Annotated in this window: 16 protein-coding genes and 4 pseudogenes; 3 read left to right on the top strand and 17 right to left on the bottom strand. The window is 59.8% G+C overall.

Annotation, left to right across the window (positions count from 1 at the left end; all coding sequences use genetic code 11):
* The first annotated feature begins 45 nt into the window (after positions 1–45).
* Complete coding sequence (locus ACEPAJ_RS06520; RefSeq protein ID WP_425914201.1) at positions 46–1,755, top strand: amidase; 1,710 nt, start codon at positions 46–48, stop codon at positions 1,753–1,755.
* Between the two features lie 200 nt (positions 1,756–1,955).
* Here ACEPAJ_RS06520 and ACEPAJ_RS06515 read toward each other — a convergent pair whose 3' ends face one another.
* Positions 1,956–2,696, bottom strand: a complete 741-nt coding sequence (locus ACEPAJ_RS06515; protein ID WP_425914200.1) for a Crp/Fnr family transcriptional regulator — start codon at positions 2,694–2,696, stop codon at positions 1,956–1,958.
* A 177-nt stretch (positions 2,697–2,873) separates the two neighbouring features.
* Between ACEPAJ_RS06515 and ACEPAJ_RS06510 the strand changes: the two are divergent.
* Positions 2,874–3,086: pseudogene (locus ACEPAJ_RS06510) on the top strand (amidase); the annotation flags it as partial.
* A 166-nt stretch (positions 3,087–3,252) separates the two neighbouring features.
* Here ACEPAJ_RS06510 and ACEPAJ_RS06505 read toward each other — a convergent pair.
* Positions 3,253–4,553, bottom strand: a pseudogene (locus ACEPAJ_RS06505) (SLC13 family permease).
* A 32-nt stretch (positions 4,554–4,585) separates the two neighbouring features.
* Entirely contained in the window at positions 4,586–5,416 is an 831-nt protein-coding gene (locus ACEPAJ_RS06500) for an amidohydrolase family protein (protein WP_425914199.1), read from the bottom strand.
* 175 nt (positions 5,417–5,591) lie between these two features.
* Here ACEPAJ_RS06500 and ACEPAJ_RS06495 point away from each other — a divergent pair, with 175 nt between their 5' ends.
* Positions 5,592–6,329: a GntR family transcriptional regulator gene (locus ACEPAJ_RS06495; protein ID WP_425914198.1), complete on the top strand. Its 738-nt coding sequence runs from the start codon at positions 5,592–5,594 to the stop codon at positions 6,327–6,329.
* A 234-nt stretch (positions 6,330–6,563) separates the two neighbouring features.
* Here ACEPAJ_RS06495 and ACEPAJ_RS06490 read toward each other — a convergent pair whose 3' ends face one another.
* The 14 genes and pseudogenes from ACEPAJ_RS06490 to ACEPAJ_RS06425 form a co-directional block, all read right to left on the bottom strand.
* The gene (locus tag ACEPAJ_RS06490) at positions 6,564–7,817 is read right to left on the bottom strand and encodes a ferredoxin reductase family protein (RefSeq protein ID WP_425914197.1); all 1,254 of its coding nucleotides are present in this window, start codon (positions 7,815–7,817) and stop codon (positions 6,564–6,566) included.
* A 271-nt stretch (positions 7,818–8,088) separates the two neighbouring features.
* Positions 8,089–8,889: a substrate-binding periplasmic protein gene (locus tag ACEPAJ_RS06485; RefSeq protein ID WP_425914196.1), complete on the bottom strand. Its 801-nt coding sequence runs from the start codon at positions 8,887–8,889 to the stop codon at positions 8,089–8,091.
* A 93-nt stretch (positions 8,890–8,982) separates the two neighbouring features.
* Positions 8,983–13,047: an ATP-dependent RNA helicase HrpA gene (hrpA, locus tag ACEPAJ_RS06480; protein WP_425917956.1), complete on the bottom strand. Its 4,065-nt coding sequence runs from the start codon at positions 13,045–13,047 to the stop codon at positions 8,983–8,985.
* A gap of 197 nt (positions 13,048–13,244) precedes the next feature.
* Positions 13,245–13,433: a 4-oxalocrotonate tautomerase gene (locus ACEPAJ_RS06475; protein ID WP_425914195.1), complete on the bottom strand. Its 189-nt coding sequence runs from the start codon at positions 13,431–13,433 to the stop codon at positions 13,245–13,247.
* Positions 13,434–13,804: 371 nt separating this feature from the next.
* On the bottom strand, positions 13,805–15,640 hold the full coding sequence (locus ACEPAJ_RS06470) for a GldG family protein (protein ID WP_425914194.1): 1,836 nt from the start codon (positions 15,638–15,640) through the stop codon (positions 13,805–13,807).
* Between the two features lie 8 nt (positions 15,641–15,648).
* Positions 15,649–16,381: pseudogene (locus tag ACEPAJ_RS06465) on the bottom strand (ABC transporter permease subunit).
* Entirely contained in the window at positions 16,378–17,301 is a 924-nt protein-coding gene (locus tag ACEPAJ_RS06460; protein ID WP_425914193.1) for an ABC transporter ATP-binding protein, read from the bottom strand. The pseudogene ACEPAJ_RS06465 and the gene ACEPAJ_RS06460 overlap by 4 nt, the downstream one beginning before the upstream one ends.
* A 477-nt stretch (positions 17,302–17,778) precedes the next feature.
* Positions 17,779–18,948: an iron-containing alcohol dehydrogenase gene (locus ACEPAJ_RS06455; RefSeq protein ID WP_425914192.1), complete on the bottom strand. Its 1,170-nt coding sequence runs from the start codon at positions 18,946–18,948 to the stop codon at positions 17,779–17,781.
* An 8-nt stretch (positions 18,949–18,956) separates the two neighbouring features.
* A pseudogene (locus tag ACEPAJ_RS06450) lies at positions 18,957–20,344 on the bottom strand (aldehyde dehydrogenase family protein).
* A 37-nt stretch (positions 20,345–20,381) separates the two neighbouring features.
* Positions 20,382–21,755 carry a glutamine synthetase family protein gene (locus ACEPAJ_RS06445; RefSeq protein ID WP_425914191.1) on the bottom strand — a complete coding sequence of 458 codons (1,374 nt, stop codon included), beginning with the start codon at positions 21,753–21,755 and terminating at the stop codon, positions 20,382–20,384.
* Between the two features lie 303 nt (positions 21,756–22,058).
* Positions 22,059–23,108, bottom strand: coding sequence for a TRAP transporter substrate-binding protein (locus tag ACEPAJ_RS06440; protein ID WP_425914190.1), 1,050 nt, complete (start codon positions 23,106–23,108; stop codon positions 22,059–22,061).
* A gap of 213 nt (positions 23,109–23,321) precedes the next feature.
* A complete protein-coding gene (locus ACEPAJ_RS06435) occupies positions 23,322–24,647 on the bottom strand; it encodes a TRAP transporter large permease (RefSeq protein ID WP_425914189.1) in 1,326 nt (441 codons plus the stop codon).
* The gene (locus tag ACEPAJ_RS06430; RefSeq protein ID WP_425917954.1) at positions 24,583–25,083 is read right to left on the bottom strand and encodes a TRAP transporter small permease subunit; all 501 of its coding nucleotides are present in this window, start codon (positions 25,081–25,083) and stop codon (positions 24,583–24,585) included. The genes ACEPAJ_RS06435 and ACEPAJ_RS06430 overlap by 65 nt, the downstream gene beginning before the upstream one ends.
* 236 nt (positions 25,084–25,319) lie before the next feature.
* Positions 25,320–26,267, bottom strand: a complete 948-nt coding sequence (locus ACEPAJ_RS06425; protein ID WP_425914188.1) for an alpha/beta fold hydrolase — start codon at positions 26,265–26,267, stop codon at positions 25,320–25,322.
* Positions 26,268–26,396 lie beyond the last annotated feature (129 nt).

Here is a 26,396-nt window from a genome sequence, read left to right as displayed (position 1 = left end):
GAGAGTTTTTATGAATAACCACCTTCAACAGCCAGCGGTGACAGCATGATCGAGGTAACCGAAGTTTCCATTGCCGAGCTGCGCGCCGCGCTCGAAACCGGCCAGACCACAGCGGTCGAATTGGTGCAGGCGTATCTCGCGCGCATCGCCGCCTACGACGGCGCCGACACACCGACCAAGCTCAACGCAGTGGTGGTGCACAACCCCGAAGCGCTGCAGGAGGCACAAGCCTCGGACGCACGCCGCGCCCGTGGTGAGTGCCTCGGCCCACTCGACGGCATTCCGTACACGGCCAAGGACAGCTACCTAGTCAAAGGCCTCACTGCCGCCTCCGGTAGCCCCGCCTTCAAGGACCTGGTCGCCTATCGCGATGCCTTCACCATCGAACGCCTGCGCGGCGCCGGGGCCATTTGCCTGGGCAAAACCAATATGCCGCCCATGGCCAACGGCGGCATGCAGCGCGGCGTCTATGGCCGTGCTGAAAGCCCGTATAACGCCGACTACCTCACCGCGCCCTTCGCCTCCGGCTCGTCTAACGGTGCTGGCACCGCCACCGCCGCCAGTTTTGCCGCCTTCGGCTTGGCCGAAGAAACTTGGTCGAGTGGCCGTGGCCCGGCGTCCAACAATGGTTTGTGCGCCTACACGCCCTCGCGCGGGGTCATCTCGGTGCGCGGTAACTGGCCACTGACGCCGACCATGGACGTGGTGGTGCCGTTCGCCCGCACCATGGCCGACCTGCTCGAAGTGCTCGACGTAATAGTCGCCGATGATGCCGACACACGCGGCGACCTCTGGCGCCTGCAACCCTGGGTGCCGATTCCATCGGCGTCCTCGGTGCGCCCAGCAACCTATGCGCAGCTGGCCGCCAACGCCGATGCCTTGGCCGGCAAACGCTTCGGGGTGCCGCGCATGTTTATCAATAAAGATGAAGACGCCGGCACCAGCGACAACCCTGGCATCGGTGGGCCGACGGGCCAACGCATCCACACCCGCCCGACTGTGATTGCCCTGTGGGAACAAGCACGCCAGGCACTGGAAGCGGCCGGGGCGCACGTCATCGAGGTGGACTTCCCGCTGGTGTCCAACTGTGAGGGCGATCGCCCTGGCGCGCCGACCGTTTACAACCGCGGCATCGTCACCCCGGAATTCCTCCATGACGAACTGTGGGAACTCTCGGGCTGGGCGTTTGACGACTTCCTGCGCGCCAACGGTGACCCCAAACTCAATCGCCTGGCAGATGTCGATGGCCCGCAGATATTCCCCCACGAGCCCGGCACCCTGCCCAACCGCGAAGGTGACCTGGTCGCCGGCATGGATGAATACGTGCGCATGGCCGAACGCGGCATCACCCAGTGGAACGAAATCAGCACCCTGCCCGACGGCCTGCGCGGCCTGGAAAAAACCCGCAGGCTCGACCTGGAGGACTGGATGGAGCAACTCGGCCTCGACGCCGTGCTGTTCCCCACCGTCGCCGACGTCGGTCCGGCGGATGCCGATGTAAACCCCGCGTCTGCCGACATTGCCTGGAGTAATGGCGTCTGGGTCGCCAACGGCAACCTGGCGATCCGCCACCTGGGCGTGCCCACCGTCACCGTGCCAATGGGCGTGATGGCCGATATCGGCATGCCCGTCGGCCTGACCTTCGCCGGCCGCGCCTACGACGACTCGGCCTTGCTTCGCTTTGCCGCAGCCTTCGAGTCGACCTGTTCAAAACGCGTGGTACCGCCGCGTACGCCTCCTTTGCAGGGTGGCTGAAAACGCAGGCTGTGAGCCCATCAGGGGTTGTATGCAATGGGTAAGCTGGCGCTGAGCGAAGCCCACCGGAAACCCTGATGGGCTTCGCTCTACTCCCCCCGCCCACGTGTGCGCGAGAATCGGAGCCCTGATAGTGATGCGAGGGCGGACCGCTGTTATCCGATTTCTGCCTATCGCTAGTGACAGCGTTGGGCGATAAATCAGTCCGCTTTTATCAGCAATGTGGCGCGCAGGGCCCGCGGAAACAGGCGCTCGAACTCGTTTCTAACCACCGCATAACACTCACAGGAACGCCCCTCCAAACCTGGTCGATCGAGCAGCGTAATACAACCACGGCTGTAGCTGATAAGCCCGGAGCGTTGCAGATTGCCGGCCATTTCGGACACCCCGCCGCGCCGCACCCCGAGCATGCTGGCGATCAACTCTTGGGTCATCCGTAGGTAATTGACTGGCAAGCGATCAAAGTACTGCAGCAGCCAGCGGCAGAATTGCTGATCCAGTGAATGCACGCGGGTACACACCAGGCGTTGGGCCATTTGCGTCAGCAGCGCCTGGGTGTAGCGCAGCAACAACTGCTGCAGCGGGGCGGCATGATCGAAGGGTGACATAAGCACCTGCCCTTTCAAGCGGTAGGCCGAGCCCGAGCTCTGCACGATGGCTTGGCTAAGGGTGGTCTCGCCGCCCATGTACAAGGCCATGCCAACCACGCCTTCATTACCGACTACCGCGATCTCCACCGAAGAACCATCCTCGACGCCGTACTGCAGCGAGACGATAGCGTCGGTTGGGAAATAGAGATAACGCATGGGCTCCCCAGGCCCGTAAAGCACAGTGCCGGTGAGCAATGGAATCAGTTCGAGATAGGGCAGCAGGCGTCCTAGCTCCTCGTCAGGCAGGGCGGCCAACAGGTGGTTTTCGCGTGGATTAGCAGCGATCGACATAGCATCCTTTGAGCAACGGCACAGCTCTCTTTTGCAGGCCGGTGGCATCATGGCGATAAACACCAAGGAGTTCTGTCCGTTTGCGTACAGAGCGCGAAAAGTTACCTAAAGGACCGGCAATCAATGACGTTATGCGCTGCGGCTCAGCTAGAAAGCGCCTTCCCGTGCGACCAGCCCATGGCCAACGGCAACCTGACGATCCGCCCCTTGGGCGTGCCCACTGTCACCGTGCCGACGGGCGTGATGGCCGATATCGGCATGCCCGTCGGCCTGACCTTCGCCGGCCGCGCCTACGACGACTCAGCCTTGCTGTGCTTTGCGTGTGCATTCGAGTCGACCGGCTCGAAACGCTTGGTGTCGCCGCGTACTCCGCCACTAACGCGCGGCTGAAACAAAAACGGGACTGGCGCGGTAAGCGTCAATCCCGTTATCAGCACTGTAAAAAGCGGCTATTCAGCTAACCTCGCACGCCACTGTTTCGCGTGATTTGCCCGCGCCATGCCCAGGCATGCAGCCCAGATTAATGCCAGCGGTAGAGCCCCCTCTCTAGCGCCCTTCAGACCAGGAAGGTCATTGCCAGGTTGAAGAGCATCGCTGCCACAAAGCCGAGGGGGCCGCGCGGAACAGCAACTGTGAGAACAGTGTGGTGCGGCTCTTCTCATCCGTACAAGAACCGAGCAACAGACTGCCGCCAGAGGAGAACGGCGAAATCGACGTGGCTTGAGCGCCCACCACGATGGCGACAAAAATCACCAGCGGGTCAATCGACATGCTGCTGGCCAGCGCCGGCACCATGGGGAACAGCGCCGGGGTCACAACGCCCAGGGTGCTGGCAAAGACCGACATCAGCGCGGCAACCACGCCGAATACCAGCGGTACCAGCAGCGCTGGAATATTGCCGCTGATCCACGAGGCCAGTGCATCGATGGTCCCCGCCTTGATGGCAATGGAAATCAACATACCAACACCACAGATCATGATCAGCGTGGCCCACGGCAAGGACGCGATGGCTTTGCGCTCGTCGCCCAACTTGAGCAGCAGAGCGATCACCGAGAACACGCTGGCAATCAGGCCAATGTCCACCTTGGCATTGATGAACTTGATCGTCGCGTTATCCGGGAAGGCAATCAGCGCCAGCGGAGCAGCCAGCACAATCAGCATCATCAACACGGTCAGCAGCAACGTGAGCTTTTGCTCACGATTAAAGGCTTCGGGCAGGTCAGCATTAATCACCGCCGCCTTGAGCGTCCGGCCATGGCCAGAGAGGAAGACAAAAGCGGAAATGACCAACAACGGAATGACTGCCGTGCTGGCGAAAATCACCAGGCCGTTGATAAACGCCTGGTTTTCGGAGATCCCAGCACTGGTCATCAAGCTGCGGAAAATGATGCCACTCTGACTGGAAACGAAGTTCGCCCCACCCAGTGCGCCATAGTTCACAGCCATGCCGCCGAGAATCAGGCTCATGCCTGTACGCTGGCAGAGCAGCAAGGTCAGCGGCGCCATAAACGCCAGAACGGTGTAGTAGCCGGCCCCCATCGCGGCAATAACGCCAGAGGTCAGAAACACGGCGTAGGGCAACAGATGCGGTACACTGCGACAGCGGTAAAGCAAGTGTCCGGCGAGCTTTTCCAGGGTGCCATTGACCGTGGCGAAGCTATAAAACAGGCACACGGAGAAGATCACAAAGAAGATCTTCAGCGGCCACATGCCGATGATCTCGCTCGGGCTCAAGCCCATGCCAAAGCAGCCGAGCAGGTAGGCAAAGGCAATGGCGAACAAGCCAATGTTGATTTTCGTGGTGTAACCCAAGGCGACGGCGAGGATGATCGCGACGACGACGAGCAGGCTCATCATGGTGTGTTCCTTATTGTTGTTGGCTCAGACGCTCAGCTCGCACAGGCGAAGCCGAACAGTACTGCTGGATTGTTCACAAGCACCATGCGGCGCTCATCGGCATCGGGAAAAAGAGCCTCGAGCAGCGTGAATTGTGCGGTGTAATCGGTTTGTGATTCGAACTGGGTGTTGGGCCAATCGCTGCCCCAAACAAAGCGTTCAACACCGCCGCAGGCCTTGCGCAGCCGCGCCAGCACGTGTGTAGCACGGGCCAAATCAGACTCGCTGCGGTAGGCCGCAGACAGTTTGATCCACACCTTTCCACCGCCAAGCGCATCGAAGAAGGCGGCATGTTGTGAATCGTCCAAGTCGATCGCCGAGTTCGGCAGGCCGAAATGATCCACCACAACCGTCACACCCGACTCAAGAATCGGCGGCACGATTAGCGCTAAATCGGCAAAGCCACGTTGGATTTCCACCTGCCAGCCACGGTTTGCCAGGCGCTGGAACAAAGCCTGCCATTTGGCACCGGCATAGTCGCCCAGCGCTTTGCCGATCAGGTTCAGGCGCACGCCCACCACCCCAGCGTCTGCCAGGTCATCGAGTTGCAAATCGCTCACCTCCGGGTCCACCACTGCAACGCCGCGCAGGCGCTCGGGGAAGCGCTGCAAGGCCTCGACCATAAAGTGATTGTCGGTCCCGAGAAAGCTGGGTTGGATCAGCACGCCATGGGACAGGCCGCACGCATCTAGGTGAGCCAGATACTGCTCCACAGTCGCGTCGTACTCTGGGTTGTAACGGCGCCCGGCGACCATTGGCAGGTCCTGAAGAAAGATATGCGCATGAGTGTCGATGCCGGAAATACCGGCGAATGGCATGGACATTAAGGGGCAATACCTCTGTCGATTATTGTTCGGACCAACCCTTAGGCGGGGCTATATTTCTGCAATACATTTAGTCATATAGATGAATACATGTCTACAGCGATAGCTATCGAGCGCAGTTCACCCACGCAGCAGTGGTAAAGTGATCGCCGTTCGAACAGCAGGGTTGAGGTCTATGAGCACTACTTTTCTGCGGCATGACGAGCGCCTGCCGCTCTATCAGCGCCTACGCGATGAGATGCTGGCGAAGATCGCGGCGGGTGAATGGCTGCCCGGCGAGGCTATCCCCACCGAGGCGGAGCTGACCCAGCAATACGGTGTGGCTGTGGGCACCGCGCGTAAGGCAGTGGATACCTTGGTCGCCGAGGGTTTGCTATTGCGCGCGCAAGGCCGCGGCACCTTTGTGCGCCGGCCAAATTTCGATGGCTCGCTGTTTCGCTTCTTCCGCCAGGTCAGCAGCAGTGGCCAGCCGCAAGTCCCAGAGAGCCGCATACTGCTGTGCCAGCTGGAACACGCCAGCGAAGGTGCTCGTCAGGCACTGCAACTTCAGGCCAAAGAGCGCTGCGTGCATCTGGAGCGCTTGCGCCTGGTCGACGGTGCCCCGCTGTTTCACGAGCGCATCTGGTTACCCGCCTCACGCTTTGCTGCCCTGCAACATATCGCCCCAAGCGACTTCCCTGCGCTGCTGTACCCCTTTTACGAGCAGCAGTGCGGTCAGCGCATCGCCTCCGCCCAGGAAACCCTCACCGTGTCGACCGCCGACAATGCGCTGGCCGGCACGCTCGGCGTACCCCTGGGCAGCCCTGTAGTCATCATCGAACGCACGGCCATAGGCTACGACCGCACCCCGCTGGAGTACCGATTGTCGTGCGCAGCAGCAGACAGCTTCCGCTACCAGGTGAATATCAGCTAACTGGCGCGGTGATGGCCGACTCGGCCCGGCGGCGCAGCTGAAAAAAACGGGACTGGCGCGTAAAAGCGCCAGTCCCGTTTTTCCATATTCAAGCAGCTCGCCACCAATCCACCTTATGCCCCTGCTCGCCGCGTAAGGTCTGGGTGCCGAGCCTGCTCCGGCATTGGCGCACGCTCCGCAAACCTCTAGCCTTTGAGCGCCACCACCCAGGTGCTGAGCGCTCAGGGCGCCGGTTTAGCGGAATACAAATAGCTCATTGTGTAGGTTGGTGAGCGGAATCTGGTTGGCAAGCATCAGGTCACTCACTTTGGCCAATAACTCCTTAGGGCCACAGAAGCTGACATGAACGTTGCCTGGCTCAGCTTTCGCGACTGCCTGGCGCAGGGTGTCTGCCAACACGTCAAGACCGCCTGAGTTACCAATGCACTGCACACCGCGCTGCGCACTCATGGTCTGTAGCGTCTCAAACGGCGGGAAGGCGCGCGAGGGGTTGAAGCAATAAACCAAGGTGACTTTGTCGAAGTCCTTTGCATCCGGGTCTTGCAGCCAGGAGATGAAGGGTGAAATACCAACACCGGCGCCGACCCATATCTCCTGCTCAGCCTGAGCGGGACGCTTAAAGCGTCCGTAAGGTGCGTATATATCGGCGCGCATGCCCACTTCTGCGCATTCACACAGCTTTTTCGTGTAATCCCCCAGCCCTCTGATCACGAACTCAATTTGCCCGTTCGCTGCATTGGCGCTGGCTATTGTGAAGGGGTGCGGCTCACGCAGGCCTTTTTGCTGCATTGCCAGAAAAGCAAACTGACCCGCTTTGAAGTCAAAGCGCTTGTTCACCGGCTCCAGCGTCAAATGCAGGGCGCCCTTGTCTCGGGAGACAGCCGCCACCCGATACTCGCCAGCGCGCGCAACAAAGGGGTAAAGCACTAACTTGTAGAAAGCCGCCACGACACCGGCCCCGCAGCACAGCACTAGCCAGATACCCGAAGGGCTGTCCAGGGTGATCGGCGATTTGAAGCTGAGCCAGTGCAAGATCACGATCAAAAACAAGGGGCCGGACAGCTTATGCCACAGACGCCACTGGCTATAAGGGATGTTGCGGTTCAACGCGAGCAGCACAATAAGGCCCAGCGCGATGTAGCTCAATTGGCGTACAAGGCGCGTCCAGTATTTGGATAACTCCAAGATAGGGACACTGTTCCACTCGTCCAGATTTGCCTTGAAGACAAAATGATACGAGGCAAAAACCAGGGCCCAGACGCCCAGCCATTTATGCGTTTCGTAGACCCTGTCCAAGCCACCAAACATGCTCTCGACAACTTTCCAGCGGCTGGCGAGCAGACAAGAAACAGCCATATAGACCAGCGCCGCAGTGCCAAGCAGCATGCTCAACGTCGCCGAGGTAAACCAGGTACTGCTTGGTATTTCAAGCAGTAACGTCAGTGCAGTGATCAGCAAGAGACCCACAATGCAGTGCCACGTTTTCAACCTTAACTCTCCCTTTTATTGCGCAGTCCGCCTACCGCTATAAACGGCTAACTCGCGAACAGCTTGAGTAATCACCTAGTTTACTAGGTGACTCCGTAACGGAAATGATCCAAGTCATCATGCTCTGGCAACGTTGGGCATAGCCCGCAACAGGCCAGCGCAGCATTGACGACGCGCGGGCTGTTCTCAGCACATCGGCGGTTTAAACAAGTAGAACGCAGATCACGCGCGGACCAACTGCGCGACCACAGCACGCAATACGCCGCCGCGCTTACGGCATGACATAGCGCTGCACTATCTGCTGATAACGACCATCCGCGACAAACTCACTCAAGACATCGACATACGCCTGCACAAAGGCTGGATCGTTTGTGCGCTTGCTGAACGCCACTTCCGCGGCATCGCTGGAGACCACAATGGCCGTGGGTTTTATCTGCGCGTCAAAACCCAGCTGATGAATCTCATAACGCCCGGTATTTTCATCGGCAATCACGCCATCAATCCGGCCTTTACTGACCATTCGCCAGAGACTGGTGCGATTGGTCGCAGTCGACACCCGCGCGGCAAATGCGGGGTCGCTCATCAACGTCAGGTAATCCGTGCCATAGGACACGTTGGTCTGTGCACCTAACCGGAAGGCGGTGTGCTGCAAGTCGAGTAACCGCTCGCTCGGCCACTGACTCCATGTAGACGTACGGGCAAACAAAATATTGCGCGAAGGCGGCAGAACCGTGCCGGAGAAGTAGGCATAGCGCTCACGCTCGGGCCGGCGAAAAGCACCATGGAGAATATCCACTCGGCCCAGCTCCAGCTCTTTAAGCGCCCGCGCCCAAGGCAGCTTGCGTAACTTGGTCTGACAACCTAAGCGAGCCAGCACCGCGCGGTTGAGATCAATGGCAATACCGACCACGCCGCCGTCAGCCGTTTGCATGCTAAAGGGTGGATCATCGTCCCACCGCAGGGTTTTCTCACAGGCGGCCGTCGCCAGGCCGGGCAGGCAGACCAGGAGCAAGAGGACAAACAGTGGGCGGTAACGCGGGAATGACGAGCGGTTTAAATCGACGGCTATCAAGATCGTCTCTCATGCAGGGCTCGATAGGGTCGCCAGAGTCTAGCAGCCTTCTACCGAGCCCAAGCAAACCCACCGATTATCCACGTTGATCACTTAGCCCTCGACGCTGCTCCATTGCTTGCTCAGGCGCTTGTCGGATACCGGCAACTTGGTACCCAGTTGCTGGGCAAACAGCGACACGCGGTACTCCTCCAGCAACCAGCGATACAGCACCAGCTGCGGGTCGCGCTTGCCTTCCTGGCTGTGCTTGGCCAGCCGCGCCTGGTACTGCTCCCAGTAGCCTGCCAGCTCGCCACTCCACACGCGGTCGCGTTGCACTTGGCCAGCGATCTTGTCCAGGCGCTGCTCGATAGCTTTGAGGTAACGCGGCACTTCCTTGAGCCACTGCGCCGGGGTTTCGCGGACAAAGCCGGGATACACCAAGTTGCTTAGCTGCAGCTTGATATCGTTAAGCGCCATGGCCTGGGCCAAGTCTATTTTGCCTTTGAAGCGTTTCTGCAGGCCGTGCCAGAGTTTGAGGATCTCCAGGGTCAGCTTGGCCAGCCGCTCAGCATGGCTGGCCCAGTCGCCACGCTTGCGCTCGGCCAGCGCTGCCAGGCCAGCCCCATCACGCGGCAAGGGTTCGCTGCCTTCGAGAATGCAACTGTCGAGGCTGGCCAACAGAATGTCTTCGACCAGGGCATCGATGCGGCCCATGTCGCGGTAGAGCAGCGCCAGCTCGGTCAGGCCCGGCAGCTTGCCACGCAGAAATTTGGCTGGCTCAGCCAGTTGCTGCAGCAGCAGACGTTGCAAGGCACGGCGATGCTGAAACTCCGCTTCGGCCAAGGTCGGGAAGCGCCCTTCCTTCACCACACCGGCCTCTTCCACCAGTGCCGGGTAAACCGTCATGGACAGGCCAGCGACCTGCTGCTGGGTCTTGGCGGCCACTTCGCTAAAGGCTTTGGCCTCCACCGGCTGCTCGCTCTTGGCGGTTTTCGGCAAGGCCAGACCAGCCTGCGTCGCTGCACTGAAGCGCGCAGTGAGCTCGGCCACATCGCGGCCTTCACCCAGGGGTTTGCCCTGATTGTCGACCACCTCGATATTCATCCGCAGATGGCCTTCCAGTTGCGCCGCCGACTCGGCCCAGGCCTCGTCACTGACCCGCGTGCCGGTCATGCGCGTCAACTCACGGCCCAGGGCTTCAGGCAGGCTGCCATCAGCAAAACTGATTTTGCTCAGCGCCGCGCCGACAAAGTCCGGCACCGGGACAAAGTTCTTACGCAGCGCCTTGGGCAGGCCGCGTACCAGGGCCATGCACTTGGCCTCCAGCAGGCCCGGCACCAACCACTCCAAGCGCTCGGGCGGCAATTGCGGCAGCAACGGCGCGGGTACGCGCAGGGTTACGCCGTCGCGCGGGTGATTAGGCTCGAAGTGGTAGGTCAGCGGCAGCGTCAGCTCGCCTAGGCGCAAGGTATCCGGGTACTGCGCGGCAGTGACTTCCTTGGCGTCACGGGCGAGCACATCCTCTTCGCGCATGATCAGCAGCTGCGGATTTTTCGCGCTTTCGCTTTTGTACCAACTGTCGAAGGTCGCGGTCTGGTAGATGTTGGCCGGCAGACGCGCCTCGTAATAGGCGTAAAGCGTTTCCTCATCGGCGAGGATGTCACGACGGCGCGCCTTGGCTTCCAGCTCGTCGAGTTTTTCCAGCAGCTGCCGGTTGGCAGTCAGGCACTTGGCGCGGGAGTTGATTTCACCGCCGACCAGCCCTTCGCGAATAAACAACTCGCGCGACACCACGGGGTCAATCGGGCCGAAATGCACCGCACGGCGACCCACCACAATCAGGCCGTAGAGACTGATCTGCTCATAGGCCACCACCTGGCCGCGCTTCTTCTCCCAGTGCGGTTCCAGGTGATTCTTCTTGATCAGGTGCGTAGCCAGCGGCTCGATCCAGTCCGGTTCGATTTTGGCCACCATGCGCGCAAACAGCTTGGTGGTTTCCACCAGCTCGGCGGCCATCAGCCACGCTGGCTTCTTACGACCGATGACCGAGGACGGATGCACCCAGAAGCGCCGCTGGCGGGCGCCGAGGTAGTCGCCATCTTCGGTTTTCTGGCCGATTTGGCTGAGCAAGCCGGCGAGAATCGCCTTGTGCACGGCGGCGTAGCTTTTGCTGCGCTGGGCGGCCTGGTCTTTCTCGGCCAGTTCTTTTTCCTTATGCGCCGCCGAGAGCTGCGCTCCGGCATTCCGTGGTCCGGCATTCTGGCGGTCTTGACTAGTCGGCGCCTGCTCTTTAGCACGCGGGTCGCCCTTAGACGAGTCGCTCGACGGTTTAGCCAGCTGCAAGTCACGGGTAATCAGCACCAACTGACGGTGGGAGTCGCGCCATTCACGCAGACGTAAATAGTTGAGGAAGTTCTTCCGGCACCAGCTGCGCAGCGCGCTTGAGCCCAGCGCCTGGCGCTGTTCCTCAAAACCACGCCACACATTGATCAGCGCGGCAAAGTCGGAGTCAACATCCTTCCACTGCGCATGGGCCTGGTCAGCGGCCTGCTGACGATCGGACGGACGCTCGCGCACATCCTGCACCGACAGCGCACTGGCGATGATCAGGATTTCTTCCAGGCTGCCCTGCTTGGCGCCTTCCAGCACCATGCGACCCAAACGCGGGTCCACCGGCAAGCGCGCTAACTGACGTCCCAGCGGTGTGAGCTGGCCTTCGCGATTAACCGCCGAGAGTTCCTGCAACAGGTTGAAGCCGTCGCTGATGGCTTTGCCATCCGGCGGCTCGATAAAGGGGAACGCCTCGATCTCACCCAAGCGCAGATGCAGCATCTGCAGAATTACCGCCGCCAGGTTGGTGCGCAGAATCTCCGGATCGGTAAAGGCCGGCCGGCCGATGAAATCCTCTTCACTGAACAGACGAATACAGATACCCGGCTCAACCCGCCCGCAACGGCCTTTACGCTGATTGGCACTGGCCTGGCTGATGGCCTCAATCGGTAGGCGCTGCACCTTGGCGCGGTAGCTGTAGCGACTGATGCGCGCCGTACCGCTGTCGATTACATAGCGAATGCCCGGCACGGTCAGCGAGGTTTCCGCGACGTTGGTGGCCAGGACGATCTTGCGTGCACCCATGGGCGCGAAAATCTTCTGCTGCTCGGCTGGGGTTAGGCGCGCATACAGCGGCAGCACTTCGGTCATGCGCAGGTTGGCTTTGCGCAGCACCTCAGCGGCATCGCGAATCTCGCGTTCACCGGGCAGGAACACCAGCACATCGCCGGGGCGCTTGCCTTCCGCTTTCTCGAAAGCGCTGATTTCATCGAGGGTGGCGAGAATGGCCTGATCAACCGAAAGGTCTTCTTCGACCCGGTTGCCCTCCTCGTCCTGCTCAGCAGCCAGCGGCCGATACCAGGTGTCTACCGGGAAGGTGCGGCCAGACACCTCGACAATCGGCGCGCCGCCGAAGTGCTCGGAGAAGCGCTGCAGGTCGATGGTCGCCGAGGTGATGATCAGTTTGAGATCAGGCCGGCGCACCAGCAGGGTTTTCAGAAAGCCCAGTAGGAAGTCGATATTCAGGCTGCGTTCGTGGGCTTCGTCGACGATGATCGTGTCGTACTTTTCCAGGTAGCGGTCGTGCTGGGTCTCGGCCAGCAAAATGCCGTCGGTCATCAGCTTGATAAGGCTGCGCTCGTTGCTTTGATCCTCGAAGCGCACCTGATAACCGACCAGCTCGCCCAATGGCGTACCGATTTCTTCCGCCACCCGCGTGGCCACGCTGCGTGCTGCCAGGCGACGCGGCTGGGTGTGGCCGATCAAACCATGCACACCACGACCCAGTTCCAAACAGATTTTCGGCAACTGAGTGGTCTTGCCCGATCCAGTCTCACCGGCGATCACCACCACCTGATTTGCAGTGATAGCCGCCTTGATCTCGTCGCGCTTGGCGGCAATCGGCAGTGCATCGTCGTAACGCATCGGCGGCACGCTCAGGCGACGCGCCTCGACCTTGGCGCGAGACGCCTCGAAACGCTGCAGCCACTGCGCCAGCTTGGCCTCATCCACCGGGCTCTGCTTGCGCAGCTCATGCAACTGCCGGCGCAGGCGATGACGATCGCCGAGCAGAGTCTGGTCGAGATTTTTCAGCAGTTGGTCAACGGCGGGCGTGGCATCGGTCATCGGGTAATCGCGGGGTGGGGTCAAGGGGAAGTGCATGTGGGCAGCGATTGTCGCATTTTTGGCCGCAAGAAAACGACCGAGGGTGTTGGGTCGATCCGTAGGATGGGTTAGCCGCGTAGCGGCGTAACCCATCATCGCAACAGAGCAGCATGGGTAGCGCTGCGTTCAGCTCTAGCCTAAGACGAGGCTGAGATCAGCTAGTCGCGCTCAGACCAGAGCACGCCGCCGGTGGCCCAATCGCTTTTCTTTATGTCCTCGAAGATCACATCGACCGCACCGGCATCGCAGCCGAGTACCTTAGTCGAGGCGTCGGTCAGGGCTTTGGCGTACTCGCGCTTGATCTCGTCAGAACGGCCTTCGAATATTTTGACAACGATGGTAGGCATCTAATAATCCTCAAAACAGGGGAAACAGGACTGCTTAGATCGGTCACGGCGATCCGCTTGGCGCAGCAATGGCGCGGGGCATTATGCCGCGAGTTGCGGTTTTTGGCGTGCGCCGCACGACCTGTAGGAGCGGCCTTGGCCGCGATGCTTTGTGGCCTTGATCGCAGGCAAGCCCGCTCCTACAAAGGATTCGTCAACGGCGATACCGTAGGAGGCGCTTTAGCGGCGAATTTTTAATCACATTTGTCGCGGCTATGACTGCAGGGATGCTGGAGGTAGAGCGGCCGAAAGCCCCTACCACATCCTTCATTCGCAAACAGCCAATAAAACAAAGGGCCGTATTAAGCGGCCCTTTGTAGGTGCAGAAAAAATCAGCCGTGCTTGCGCCGACGCCACAACCACAGCGCCAACACGCCCAAAGTCAGCAGCAACGGCACCAGGGCGATATTGAGGAACTTGAGCGTGCTGCCCAACGCCTCAATATCGGCATTCAACTGGTAGCGCACGTTGCGCAGTTCCTTACGGATGGCCAACTTCTGCTGCACAAACTGCTGCACCGCCGCCTGCTGCTCGGGCGTTAGCTCCATGACTTTGCTCGGATCATCGCTCTGCTGCAGCTGCGCCAGCTTTTGCTCGGTATCCGCCAACTGCGCCTGCAGGGCCTGCTCCTTCTCGCGGAACTTGACCTCGGCCTCACGCTGGATGGCATCCACCACCTCGAACGGCCGGGTGAAGCGACCGCGCGAACGCACGCTGATCAGCGCTTCGGAGCCAGCCAGGTTATCCAGGGCGTTGATCGCAAAACCGGCGTTATCCGCCCACGGCTGCGGGATGCGCTGGCCGAAGAAGTCCTGCACCTGCACCCACATGCGGTCGGTAAGCATGTCGGTGTCAGCGACGACGATCACGTTGATAGTGTCGGCCTGTTTGAGGCCATCCTTCTGCCCCTCAATGCCATCAGGGAAGGCCGACTGCGCCGGACCACTGATACGCGCGGCCAGGGTGTAGCGCTCGCCGGTGGGTTGCAGTTCGCGAATCAGCTCTTCGGGATTGCTCAGCATGCCGAAGCGCTTGGCATCAAACGGCATGGCGTACTGCGAGCTGCGAATCAGCGGAGTGAAGGTGGTTTTCGCGCCTTCCAGCGGTTCCAGGATGCCAGCAGTGGCCACCGTCATAGTTTCCAGCGAGGCGGTGCTGATGTCGTCCTTGTCCAACGCATTCTTCGGCAGACTCAGCCAGGCCGCATGGCGAACCGGACGTTGCCCCTGGCCCATGCCAACTGACATGGCATAGGAGCCATCACCGAGCACTTGATCCGGCACCATACGCAGGCCCCAGGCCTTGAACAACTCTGGAAGATCAGAGGCCTTGTCGACCACCATCTCACCAGGCATCTCGGCTTGAGTATCGGCCTCGCTGAACGGGTCAACAAAGGTCAGCAGTTTGCCGCCGCGCAGGACGAACTGGTCGATGGCATACAGCGTTTGCTCAGACAGCTGCTTGGGATGGATCAGCAGCAGCACGGAGACCTTTTCCGGGATCAAATCAACGTCACGTTTGAGACTTTCGATCTGGAACAGCTGACGAATCTCCTCGATCAGCATCCAGGCTGGCGTTGGCTGACGCGCGGCCATATCGAAGCCGCCGTTGACCTGCAGGCCAGACAGCACACCAACCACCGGACGCTCGGGCTTAGCCAGGCTTTGCACCAGGCGGCTGAGTTCGTATTCGAGGAACTCCTCCTGATCCAGAGCAAAAAACGGGATCACCTGAGTCAGACCTTCGGCATTCTTGCCAGCAAGACCGAAGTAGATCGAGTCGCCACCCTGCTGCAGCGGAATGCCCTGCAGGCCGAATTCGGCGGCTTTGTCTTCGTCCTCGGAGAACGGTGCGGGGTCGATGATCTTCAGTTTTAGCTTGTCACCGGCCTCACGCTGGTAAGCCTTGAGCATTTCCTCAACGCGCTTGGCGTAGGTGCGCAGGGCCGGCAGGTCCTTGGTCGCGGTGTCGGAGTAGAAGAAGTTCAGTTCCACCGGCTCGTCCAGCTCGGCCAGAATCTGCTCAGTACCGCTTGAGAGGGTGTAGAGCTTCTGCTCAGTCAAATCCAGGCGCAGGCCGCTGAGGCTAAAACTGGAGAACAGGTTAAACGCGAGAAACGCCAGGGCAATGAGTACAAGCCCGGCGCTGGAAACCATCAGCTTTTTCATGGGTGTCCTCAATCTGCTTTCTTCAAGTCGATTACCACCGCGGTCGCCGCCAACCAGGCAGCAATCAGGGTGAGGAAGTACAGCAGGTCACGAATATCAATCACGCCCTTGCTGATCGCATCGAAACGGCTCAGGAAGCTCAAAGAGGCCACCGCATCAATCACCCACTGCGGTGCCCAGGCGCTAAACCCGTCGAGCACCATGGGAAAACCGCTGACAATAAACAGAAAACACACGCTGACCGACAGAATGAAGGCAATCACCTGGTTCTTCGCCAGCGCCGACATGCACGAGCCAATCGCCAGATAAGCCCCGCCAGCAACCAACTGCCGGTATAGCCAGTGATGATCGCGCCGTTATCCGGCTCACCGAGGTAGTTGACGGTGATGATCATTGGGAAGGTCAGCAGCAGCGCCAAACCGGCGAACACCCAGGCGGCAAGGAACTTGCCGGTAACCGCGTCGAAACGGGTAATTGGCAGGGTCATCAGCAGCTCGATGGTGCCGCTCTTGCGCTCCTCGGCCCACAGGCGCATGGCAATCGCCGGCACCAGAAACAGGTAGAGCCACGGATGGAAATTGAAGAACGGCGACAAGTTGGCCTGGCCGCTCTCGAAGAAGCCACCTACGTAAAAGGTAAATACCCGGACAGCACCAGGAAAATCAGAATAAACACGTAGGCCAGCGGCGTGGCGAAGTAGCTCGCCAGCTCGCGCTTGAAGATCACCGATAACTGACTCATACCACCTCCCCACGGGTCAGGCTGCGGAATACTTCGTCCAGCCGACCGCGTTCGACATTCAACTCACGCACCTTCCAGCCACGCTCGGCGATCAGCGCATTAACCTGCGCGAAGATCACCTCCCCTGGCTTGGCGAGAATGCTCAGGCTGTGCTCCAGGGCGTTCTCTTCCACCCCGGCAACGCCCGGCAGTGCCGCCAGCGCGGCCTGATCCAGCGCTTCTTCGGCGACCAAGGTGACCGCCTGGTGGTAGCGCGAGCGGCTTTCCAGCTCCAGCGGCGTGCCATCAGCCAGCAACTTGCCGTGAGCGATGACCACCGCGCGGGTGCACACAGCGGAAACTTCTTCGAGGATGTGGGTGGAAATAATCACGATTTTGTCGTGGGCCAAGCTCTGGATCAGCTTGCGCACCTGATGTTTCTGATTCGGGTCGAGGCCATCGGTGGGCTCATCGAGGATCAGCACCTTAGGGTCATGCAGAATCGCCTGGGCCAGGCCGACGCGACGTTTAAAACCCTTGGACAGGGTTTCGATGCTCTGCTCCAACACCGCCTCAAGTTCGACCTGAGCCACTGCCTTGGCGACCCGCTCGCGCTTTTCAACACCCTTGAAGCCGCGCACCTCGGCAATAAATTCGAGGAAGCTGCGCACCGTCATATCGCCGTAGCACGGCGCGCCTTCGGGCAGATAGCCGATCTGCTGCTGCGCTTTGAGGGTGTCTTTCTGGATATCGAAACCGAGGATGCTGGCGCTGCCGGACGTCGGCGCGAGAAAGCCGGTGAGCATCTTCATGGTGGTGGATTTACCGGCGCCGTTGGGGCCGAGAAAACCGAGGACTTCGCCGGGCTGGACACTGAAGGACAGGTCATCCACGGCTGTATGTTGCGCAAAACACTTGGTTAGGTTTTTTATTTCGATCATGGCCTCTCACCATTGCGGTAACAGGCCCTGCTTGCAGCCGCTGCTGACGCAAGCCGGGCGCTAAAGTGCCGGCGGACTATAAGGAGTCACGCGCGGGCAGCGCAAGCGAAGAACCGGCGGGTCATGTATCTGTTCGCAACAGCGCAGCGAGGTGCTGGGCACCTAGCCTCGTAGCCCGGATGGAATCCGGTGAAGTCCATCCCTCATAAATCCGCCCTGGATTGCATCCAGGCTACGGGCTGCGTTAGTCACAGCCTGCGATTGGGCAAACCAGCGAACAGCGTAGGGTGGGTTCGCGGTGCAAAGCGCAGAGCAATTAGGCACAGCTATAGTGGCGCGCCGCGTAACCCACCAGGCGATATACCAGGTTGCGCCGGTGGTGGGTTACGGCGCGGCGGACCTTGCTGGATCAGCTCTATCGGCAGCACGCGCCTAACCCACCCTACGAGAGGTCGCTTAATCGCACTAACCGCCTCTCTAAAGCGTACCGCGCAGGGCTTTTTCGAACAGCTGGCTGTATTGCGCATCCGTAAAGGCAATCGGGTTGGTGCCGGCGGATGGATCGACCTCGGCCATCTGCCCTACCAGCTCGATGCGCGTGTCATCAATACCGATCTCGCCCAGGCTGTGCGGGATACCGACCTGTTCACGCAGCGCCAGCACCCACTCCAGTACAGCGTTGAAGCCAGGCTTAGGCAGATTCAGGTAGCGCGCCATTTTCTCCATCTGCGGTTCGATACGCTCGCGGTTAGCCACCAACACATAAGGCATCAGCACCGCATTGAGCAGCCCGTGGTGCGCGTCGTAGAGCGCGCCGAGCGGATGGGCCAGGGCATGCATAGCCCCCAAGCCGCGCTGAAAAGCCGTCGCGCCCATGCTCGACGCCACCAGCATCTGCAGACGCGCCTCAACATCCGTACCTTGCGCCACGGCACGCGGTAGGTACTGCTGCACCAGACGCATGCCTTCCAGGGCGATACCTTCGGCCATGGGGTGAAACAGCGGAGAGCAAAAGGCTTCCAGGTTGTGCGAGAGCGCGTCCATCCCAGTGGCGGCGGTAATTTTAGCCGGCAAGCCAAGTGTTAGCTCCGGATCAAGAATCACCAAGGCTGGCAGCATGCGTGCGTGAAAGATGATGCGTTTGATATGCACCGCATCATCGGTGATCACCGAGGCGCGACCGACCTCCGAACCGGTGCCGGCCGTGGTTGGCACCGCCACCACCGGCGCCATGCCAGCGACATTGACGCGCTCGCAGTTGTCGCCGATGTCCTCGAAATCCCACAGCGGCCGATTCTGTCCGACCATCAGGGCGATGGCCTTGCCCGCATCCAGCGCCGAGCCACCGCCAAAGGCGATAACACCGTCATGCCCGCCGGCTTTAAATGCGGCGACCCCATCCATCACGTTCTGCCCAGTGGGGTTGCCCTTGATGCCGCTAAACAACCCAGCCTTGAGGCCATCATCACGGCAGTGCAACAGCGCGCGGTCGATCATCGGCAAGGCAGCCAGGCCAGGGTCAGTGACCAGCAACGGCGCGCTCATGCCCAGTTGCCGGCAAGCCGCAGGCAATTCGCTGATACGGCCGACACCGACACGCACCGAAGTCGGGTAATTCCAGTTCATGCGGTAGTGATTCAGGTCCATGGCGCGCCTCACAACTGAGTTTTGAAGTGGAAGGATTTCGGCCGGGTGACATGCTCGAAACCCACACTGGATAAGGTGCAACCACGCCCGGAGTTTTTCACCCCGGTCCAGGCCAGCGCCGGGTCGAGATAATCGCAGCGGTTAAGGAACACCGTGCCTGCCTCTACCCGATCAGCCAGAGCCATGGCGGCATCCACGTCACGACTGAAAATCGCGGCGGTAAGACCAAACTCGCTGTCGTTCATCAGCGCCAGGGCTTCTTCGTCATCCTTGACTTTCTGGATGCCAATTACCGGCCCGAAAGATTCCTCGGTCATCACCCGCATACCGTGATTCACGTTGGTCAGCACCTGCGGCGCGAGGTATTGGGAGCCTGGATGATCCAAGGCAAAGTCGGCCGGCACCAGATGCGCGGTGGCGCCCTGCTCGATCGCGTCGTGAATCTGCCCACGGACGAAATCCGCTGCCTCGGCACGTACCAGTGGACCGAGAGTGGTGTCCGGATCATCGGAGCGGCCCAGCTTGTATTGCTTGACCAGCGCTACCGCCTGCTCAACAAAAGCATCGTAGAGCGACTCGTGCACATAAATGCGCTCAATACCGCAGCAGGATTGCCCGGAGTTGAAGAAGGCCCCATCAATAGTGGTTTCCACCGTATGGGCCAAGTCGGCATCGGCACGCACATAGGCCGGATCTTTACCGCCTAATTCCAGGCCAATACTAAGAAAGCGCCCCACCGCCACACGCTCGACCATGGCGCCACCCGGCACCGAACCGGTAAAAGCGACGTGGGCGATGGTCGGCGCCTGGATTAGCGCCTCGGTTTCGCCGTGGCTGAGGTGCAGGTACTGGAACACCCCCTCCGGCAAGCCGGCCTCAATAAATGCTTCAACCATTCGCTCGCTGCACAGCGGTGTTTGCGCCGAGTGTTTGAGCAACACCGCATTACCTGCCAACAGCGCCGGCATCACCGCGTTCACGGCAGTCAGATAGGGGTAATTCCAGGGGGCGATCACCAGCGCCACACCCAGTGGTTCACGACGAATAAAGCGGATGAAGCCGGGTTTTCCGGCACTTTGATATCCGCCAGCGCCTGTTCGGCGATATCCGCCATATAGCTGGCGCGCTCAACAAAGCCGCGCACCTCGCCGGCGGCATAACGAATCGGCCGCCCCATCATCCAGCACAGCTCTTCGGCCAGCTGAGTTTCCTTAGCGGCGAACGCGGCAATCGCCTTGCGGCCGATGGCGATGCGCTCGGCCAGCGGGTTGTTTTTCCAGGCCACCTGCGCCAATTCGGCCTTGACTAACGCCGCCTGGATCTCGGGATTGGACGCCAGATGGCGCTCGACATACACCGAGCCATCGATGGGTGAAATGCACTTCAACTTGCTCATTGAAAAACTCCGTAGCGAATCAGTTGAGGTCTGCGGCCTAGATAATTTCGAAGTAGCGATCCAGCTCCCAATCGCTGACATGCCGACGGTACTCGCGCTCTTCCCACTCGCGGCTGGCGGCAAAGTGCTCAACGAACTCATCGCCAAACAGCTCGCGAGCCGCTGCTGAGCCCTTTAAGCGCTGCGCGGCATCCCAAAGCGTGCGCGGCAGGGCCAGCTCTTCCGGGTGTTTCATGGCATAGGCATTGCCCACCACAGGCTCAGTCGGTTCCCACTCCTGCATCACGCCATATAAACCTGAGCCAAGCGCAACCGAGAGGGCTAGATAAGGATTCCCGTCAGCAGCACCCAAGCGATACTCCTGCCGCTGAGATTTGTCAGTGCCGGGAATCACCCGCAATGCAGCGGTACGATTTTCCACGCCCCAGGTGGCGTCCGTGGGTGCCCAAAAACCTGGAATCATTCGCCGATAGCTGTTCAATGTGGGCGCCACCATGCAGAGAAACTCCGGCATCAAACGCTGCTGCCCGGCAAGAAAGTGGCGCTGAATCTTGCTCATGTTGTGCGCCTGGCTGGGGTCGTAAAACGCCGACTTGCCGCTGGCAAGGTCGCGCAGGGACACATGAATATGCCCACTCTGCCCCGGGTACTTGCCTGACCACTTGGCCATAAAGGTGGCCATCAGGCCGTTTCGCTGGGCCAGCACCTTCATAAAGGTTTTGAACAGCGCACCTTTGTCCGCCGCATCTGCGGCGCGGTCATAGGCAATAGCTGCTTCCAGCACGCCGGGGCCGGTTTCGGTGTGCAGGCCTTCGATGGGAAAGTCCATGCGTTCGGCCATTTCAAGAATTTCGTGATACAGCTCGGCATGCACCGAGTTGCGGATCATCGAGTAGCCGAACCAGTCCGGGGTAAAGGGCTTGAGATCACGAAAGCCCTTGGCACGGGCTGACTCAGGGGTTTCATCGAACATGAAGAATTCATATTCCAGCGCTGCAAAGGCATCAAAGCCCATGGTTTTGCAGCGCTCCACCACACGGCGCAAGGTGCCGCGCGGGCAGACCTTTTCCGCTGCCTCGGCAAACTCGCAGATAAACAGCAGCATGCCGTTTTCAAACGGTAATTCACGGCAGGTATGCGGCAACACCCGCACCGGCGCATCCGGGTAGCCGGTGTGCCAGCCGGTGTACTGCACGTTGTCGTAGAGCTGGTCTTTCACGTCCCAGCCAAGCACCACATCGCAGAAGGCAAAGCCGCTGTCGAGGGCAGAAAAGAACTTACTGCGGCTGAGGTATTTACCGCGCATCACCCCATCGTTATCAAACACCCCAACCTTGATATGACTGAGGCCACGCTCTTCGATAATGCGCCTGGCATCATCGGCGGTTTTTACATCTCGCGGATTGAGCATAAATGCACCTGTTTCTTGTTGTTATGGCTGACCATCCGGTGTCAGTCCTACAGGCAACAACAGAGCCTCAAGCGCACCCCCAAACAACCGCACAATGCGCTACGACTACCACCCAACGCCTGTTAGAACAGCCGGCAAAAGCCACATCAGTGTGGTACAGGATTGTCGAGTTGGCAGGCAGCTATGGGAAATATCTACAGCAAGCGGCTGCCGCTACAGCGCTGGCAAGAGCGCAGCGCCCTGTACACAACAAAACGCCCGCTCCTTGCGGCGCGGGCGTAGCTTGCAGACGGATAGACGCAATCAACGATACGGTGCGCCGGCCTTGGCCATGAGGGCGTTGTACTTCTTGAAGATCTCCACCACCCGAGCGCAGCGTGGGCTGGTTTTGGCGATTTCGTCCCAGAACTTCAGCGCCTCGGCTTCCACTGTCGCCCACTCCTCAGCGGGAATTGAAGTCAGCTCCAGCTTGCCACCCTCGACCCGTAGCTGCGCCTCACCGCCCCAGTACCAGTGCTGGCGGTAGTAGTTGGAGCTGTCCATGCACAGTTTGAACAGGGTTTTCAGGTGCTCGGGCACCTCAGCCCAGCGATCTGAGTTGGCGAAGTAGGAACCGCACCAGGCGCCGGAAATGTTGTTGGTTAGGAAGTACTTGGTCACGTTGGCCCAGCCGACGGTGTAGTCCTCGGTGATGCCGGACCAGGCAATACCGTCCAGCTCGCCAGTCTGCATGGCCACTTCAACATCTTCCCAAGGCAAGGTGACCGGTATCACGCCGAAACGAGAAAGAAACTTGCCGGCCGTGGGGAAGGTAAAGATGCGCTTACCCTTGAGGTGTTCGAGCTTGGTAATCGGCTCTACGGTGGCGAAATGGCACGGATCCCAGGCGCCCGCTCCAAGCCAGGTCACGCCTTTAACCTCCCCGTAGGCTTCTTCCCAGATTTCGTTGAGGCCATATTTTTCGAACAGTACCGGTACATCCAGGCTGTAACGCGTGGCAAACGGGAAATAACCACCGAATACCGAAATATCCACCGGTGCAGCAATGGAGTCGTCATCGCTCTGCACCGCATCGATGGTGCCCTTCTGCATGGCGCGGAACAGCTCGCCGGTGGGCACCAGCTGGTCGGCGTAATACAGCTGAATTTCCATCTCGCCATTGGCGGCCTTGTTAAAGGCATCGATGGACGGCTTGATCACATGCTCACCCAACGCGGGGCCGGCGTAGGTTTGCAGGCGCCAGATGATTTTCTTCGGTTCCGCCGCATAAATATGCGAGGAGCCCAGTGCCGTTGCCCCCGCTGCCCCGGTGGCCACCGCGGCGGTTTTCAGAAAACTGCGTCTCGTACTCATGCTGTTATCTCCACAATTGTCGATTCAGATGGCATACAACCGCACTGCTTGCCCTCATGGGCCGGGCAGCGTTTTCAGAGGGGCAACCTGTACCCGGCGTTTGCACAAAGCCCTTGAGGATTGCGTACGGCATCACTACCCGTGCACGTCACGGCAATCCTCAGAGGCTTCTATAGGTACAACTGCGCTGACCGACTCCTGAAATTCATGGGCTCAACGGGCGTAATGCCACTGCGGCAACCACAGGGCGATTTGCGGGAAGACCATAACCAGCACCAGCGCCAGCACCATGATCAGAACAAAAGGCGTGACGGACACGTAGATATCGCGCAACGAAACCTCAGGCGGTGCCATGGCGCGCATTAGGAATAAGTTGTAGCCGAACGGCGGAGTCATGTAGGCGATTTGGCAGGTGATGGTGTAAAGCACGCCGTACCAGACCAGGTCAAAACCCAGCGCCCCGACCAAGGGAATATAGAGAGGGGCGACGATCACCAGCATGGCGGTGTCATCAAGGAACATGCCCATGATGACGAACGACAGCTGCATCAGAATCAGCACCTGCCAAGGCCCCAAACCCAGGCTATCAAGGAAAAACGCCTCAATCGCCTTGACCGCCCCCAGGCCATCGAACACCGCGCCGAAGCACAGCGCAGCGAGGATGATCCACATAAACATGCAGCTGATGCCAAGGGTCTTGCGTAGGGTTTCTTCCATCACGCTGCGGGTTAGGCGGCCCTTGACCAAGGCGGTGAAGGTTGCTGCGGCAGCGCCCACTGCCGAACTTTCCACCAGACTGGTGACCCCCATTAGAAATAGCCCAGTCATGCAGAAAAAGATAAACAGCGGCGCGATGCCGGCCTTGAGCAGTAGGAGTTTTTCGCGCCGACTGATCTGCCCACGCTCTGCTTCGGACAACGCCGGCCCCAGCTCGGGCTGTAAACGGCAACGAATGGTGATGTAAAGGACAAACAAGCCCGCCATCAGCAGCCCCGGGAACACGCCCGCCAGCCACAGTTGGCCCACCGGCTGACGGGCGATCATGCCGTACAGCACCAGCACCACACTGGGCGGAATCAGAATGCCCAGCGAGCTGCCGGCCTGAATCACTCCGGTGACCATGATCTTGTCGTAACCACGACGCAGCAGCTCGGGCAAAGCAATGCTGGCGCCGATGGCCATGCCGGCCACGCTCAAGCCATTCATCGCCGAGATCGCCACCATCAAGCCGATGGTGCCTACCGCCAAACCGCCATTGAGCGGGCCCATCCACACATGGAACATCTTGTAGAGGTCTTCGGCCAGCCCCGACTCGGAGAGCATATAGCCCATAAACACGAACAGCGGCAGGGTCAGCAGCGGGTACCACTTCATCAGTTTCATGGCGGCGCTAAAAGCCATTTCCGAACCGCCATCGCCCCACAGCAGCAAAGCGGCAACCACCGCGACAAAACCAATCGCGCCAAACACGCGCTTACCGGTGAGCAGCAGCAACATCATCGAGGAGAACATCAGCAGGGCTATCAGCTCGTAATCCATTACAGCGGTTCCCCCGCGCGGCGGCGATGTCCTTGAACAGGGTGGCGATAGCCTGCAGCAGCATCAGAGCGATGCCGATGCACATGATGATCTTGATCGGGGCCATCGGTGGCGACCAGGCGGAGTAACTGGTTTCGCTGTACTCCAAGGCGTATTGGGTCGAGGAAATACCGCCGTAGAGCAGGAACACCAGGTAGAAAATCAGAAAGCCGATGGTGATCGCATCCATCACTGCGCGAGCACGCGGCGACCAGCGGCTGTAGAACAGGTCCATGCGCACATGGGCATCGAGCTGCATGGAATAGGCGCCACCAAGCAGGAAGTAGGCAACCATCAGAAATTGCGCGGACTCCAACGTCCAGGCGGCCGGCATAAAGAAGGTCTTGCTGATTGAGGAGTACAGCAGCACACCGAGAATGGCGAAAATCAGGTACATGGCAAAACGCCCAACGACTCGATTGATCGCTTCTACTGCGTGCACAAACAGCCTGATTGGCGTGGGCATTGCGCTACCTGCCGAATAATTGTTATGCCGAGAGCCTAGACCATGATTGGCCAAAGCCAACTGGTGCTAACAGCGATAGCACAAAGCACGCCAGCGGCCTGGCGACGGTAATTTCCTTATTAATATCAGCGCTTTAAGGCAAGCATTAGGTCTCTTAACCTTATTCGCTAGCGCTCAAGAAAGCCCATCAGCACCTTCGCGGTGCGTACAGGGTCCTCTTCTTGGGGCACGTGCCCCAGCTCATCGAACAGCACCAAGCGGCTGCCTTTGATATCGCGCTTAAAGCGCTCAGCGTTGACCACTGGAATCAACTCATCACGGCCGCCCCAGATAATCAGTGTTGGCGTGTTGATCTCGGCAATACGGCTGTAATTGCGCCCGCCTTCGGCCTGAATAAAGCGCTGACGCAGAGCGCCGCGATTACCGGCGCGTAAGGCCAATTCGTAATAGCGATCAATCAGCGCATCCGTGACTTTATTCGGGTCGCCATAAACGTTGCGCACACTGGCTTCAATCACCGGCCGGGGCAGCAGATTGGCCATCAAGGGCGCCAGCGCGGGGATCTGCGCCAGACGAAAAGCAATGGGCACGGAGGTGGCATTGCGTGGATAACCGGCGGCATCCACCAACACCAGACGCTCAACCCGCTGCGGGTAATCGAGGGCAAACTGCCAAGCCAGTTGGCCGCCAAAGCTGTTGCCCGCCAGCACCGCACGCGGCACCTGCAACTGGTCCAGCACATGGGCAAGGAACTGACTGTAATGCTCAATCCGGTAATCGTTATCAGGGAAAGGCCCGGTCAAACCAAAGCCGGGTAGGTCCAGGCTGATAACCCGGCGTTTGTCCTGCAACGCCGCCACCCACCCCTCCCAGGTGTGCAGGCTGGCCGAGGTGCCATGCAGCAGCACAATGGGTGCAGCATCATCGCGCGGGCCTTGGTCACGCAGGTGTACCAGCATGCCGTCGATGGCCATGAACTGTGATGGAGGCAAGGCCCAACGTGGTTTGAGGTCAGCCACCGCGCGATCCGGTGCCCAGCTCCAGGCAACCGCAGCGGTCAGTGCAATTAACGTCAGCAGCACAACACTGAAGAGAACCGTGGCAAAACGCTTCATGGAGAGTCCTTGTGGTTAAAACAGACCAAGGCCAATAGTAGTAAATGCCAGACGACCTGCCCGCGCCGCGAAAAGGTGTCAGCGCCGCCGCTTTTCGCAGGCGAAAAAAAGCCCCGATGTGCCGGGGCC

The sequence above is a fragment of the Pseudomonas sp. GWSMS-1 genome (assembly GCF_049847425.1).
GTDB lineage: Bacteria > Pseudomonadota > Gammaproteobacteria > Pseudomonadales > Pseudomonadaceae > Aquipseudomonas.
Note: the sequence above shows the minus strand (reverse complement) of the source record. Positions and strands in the feature narration are given on the sequence as shown.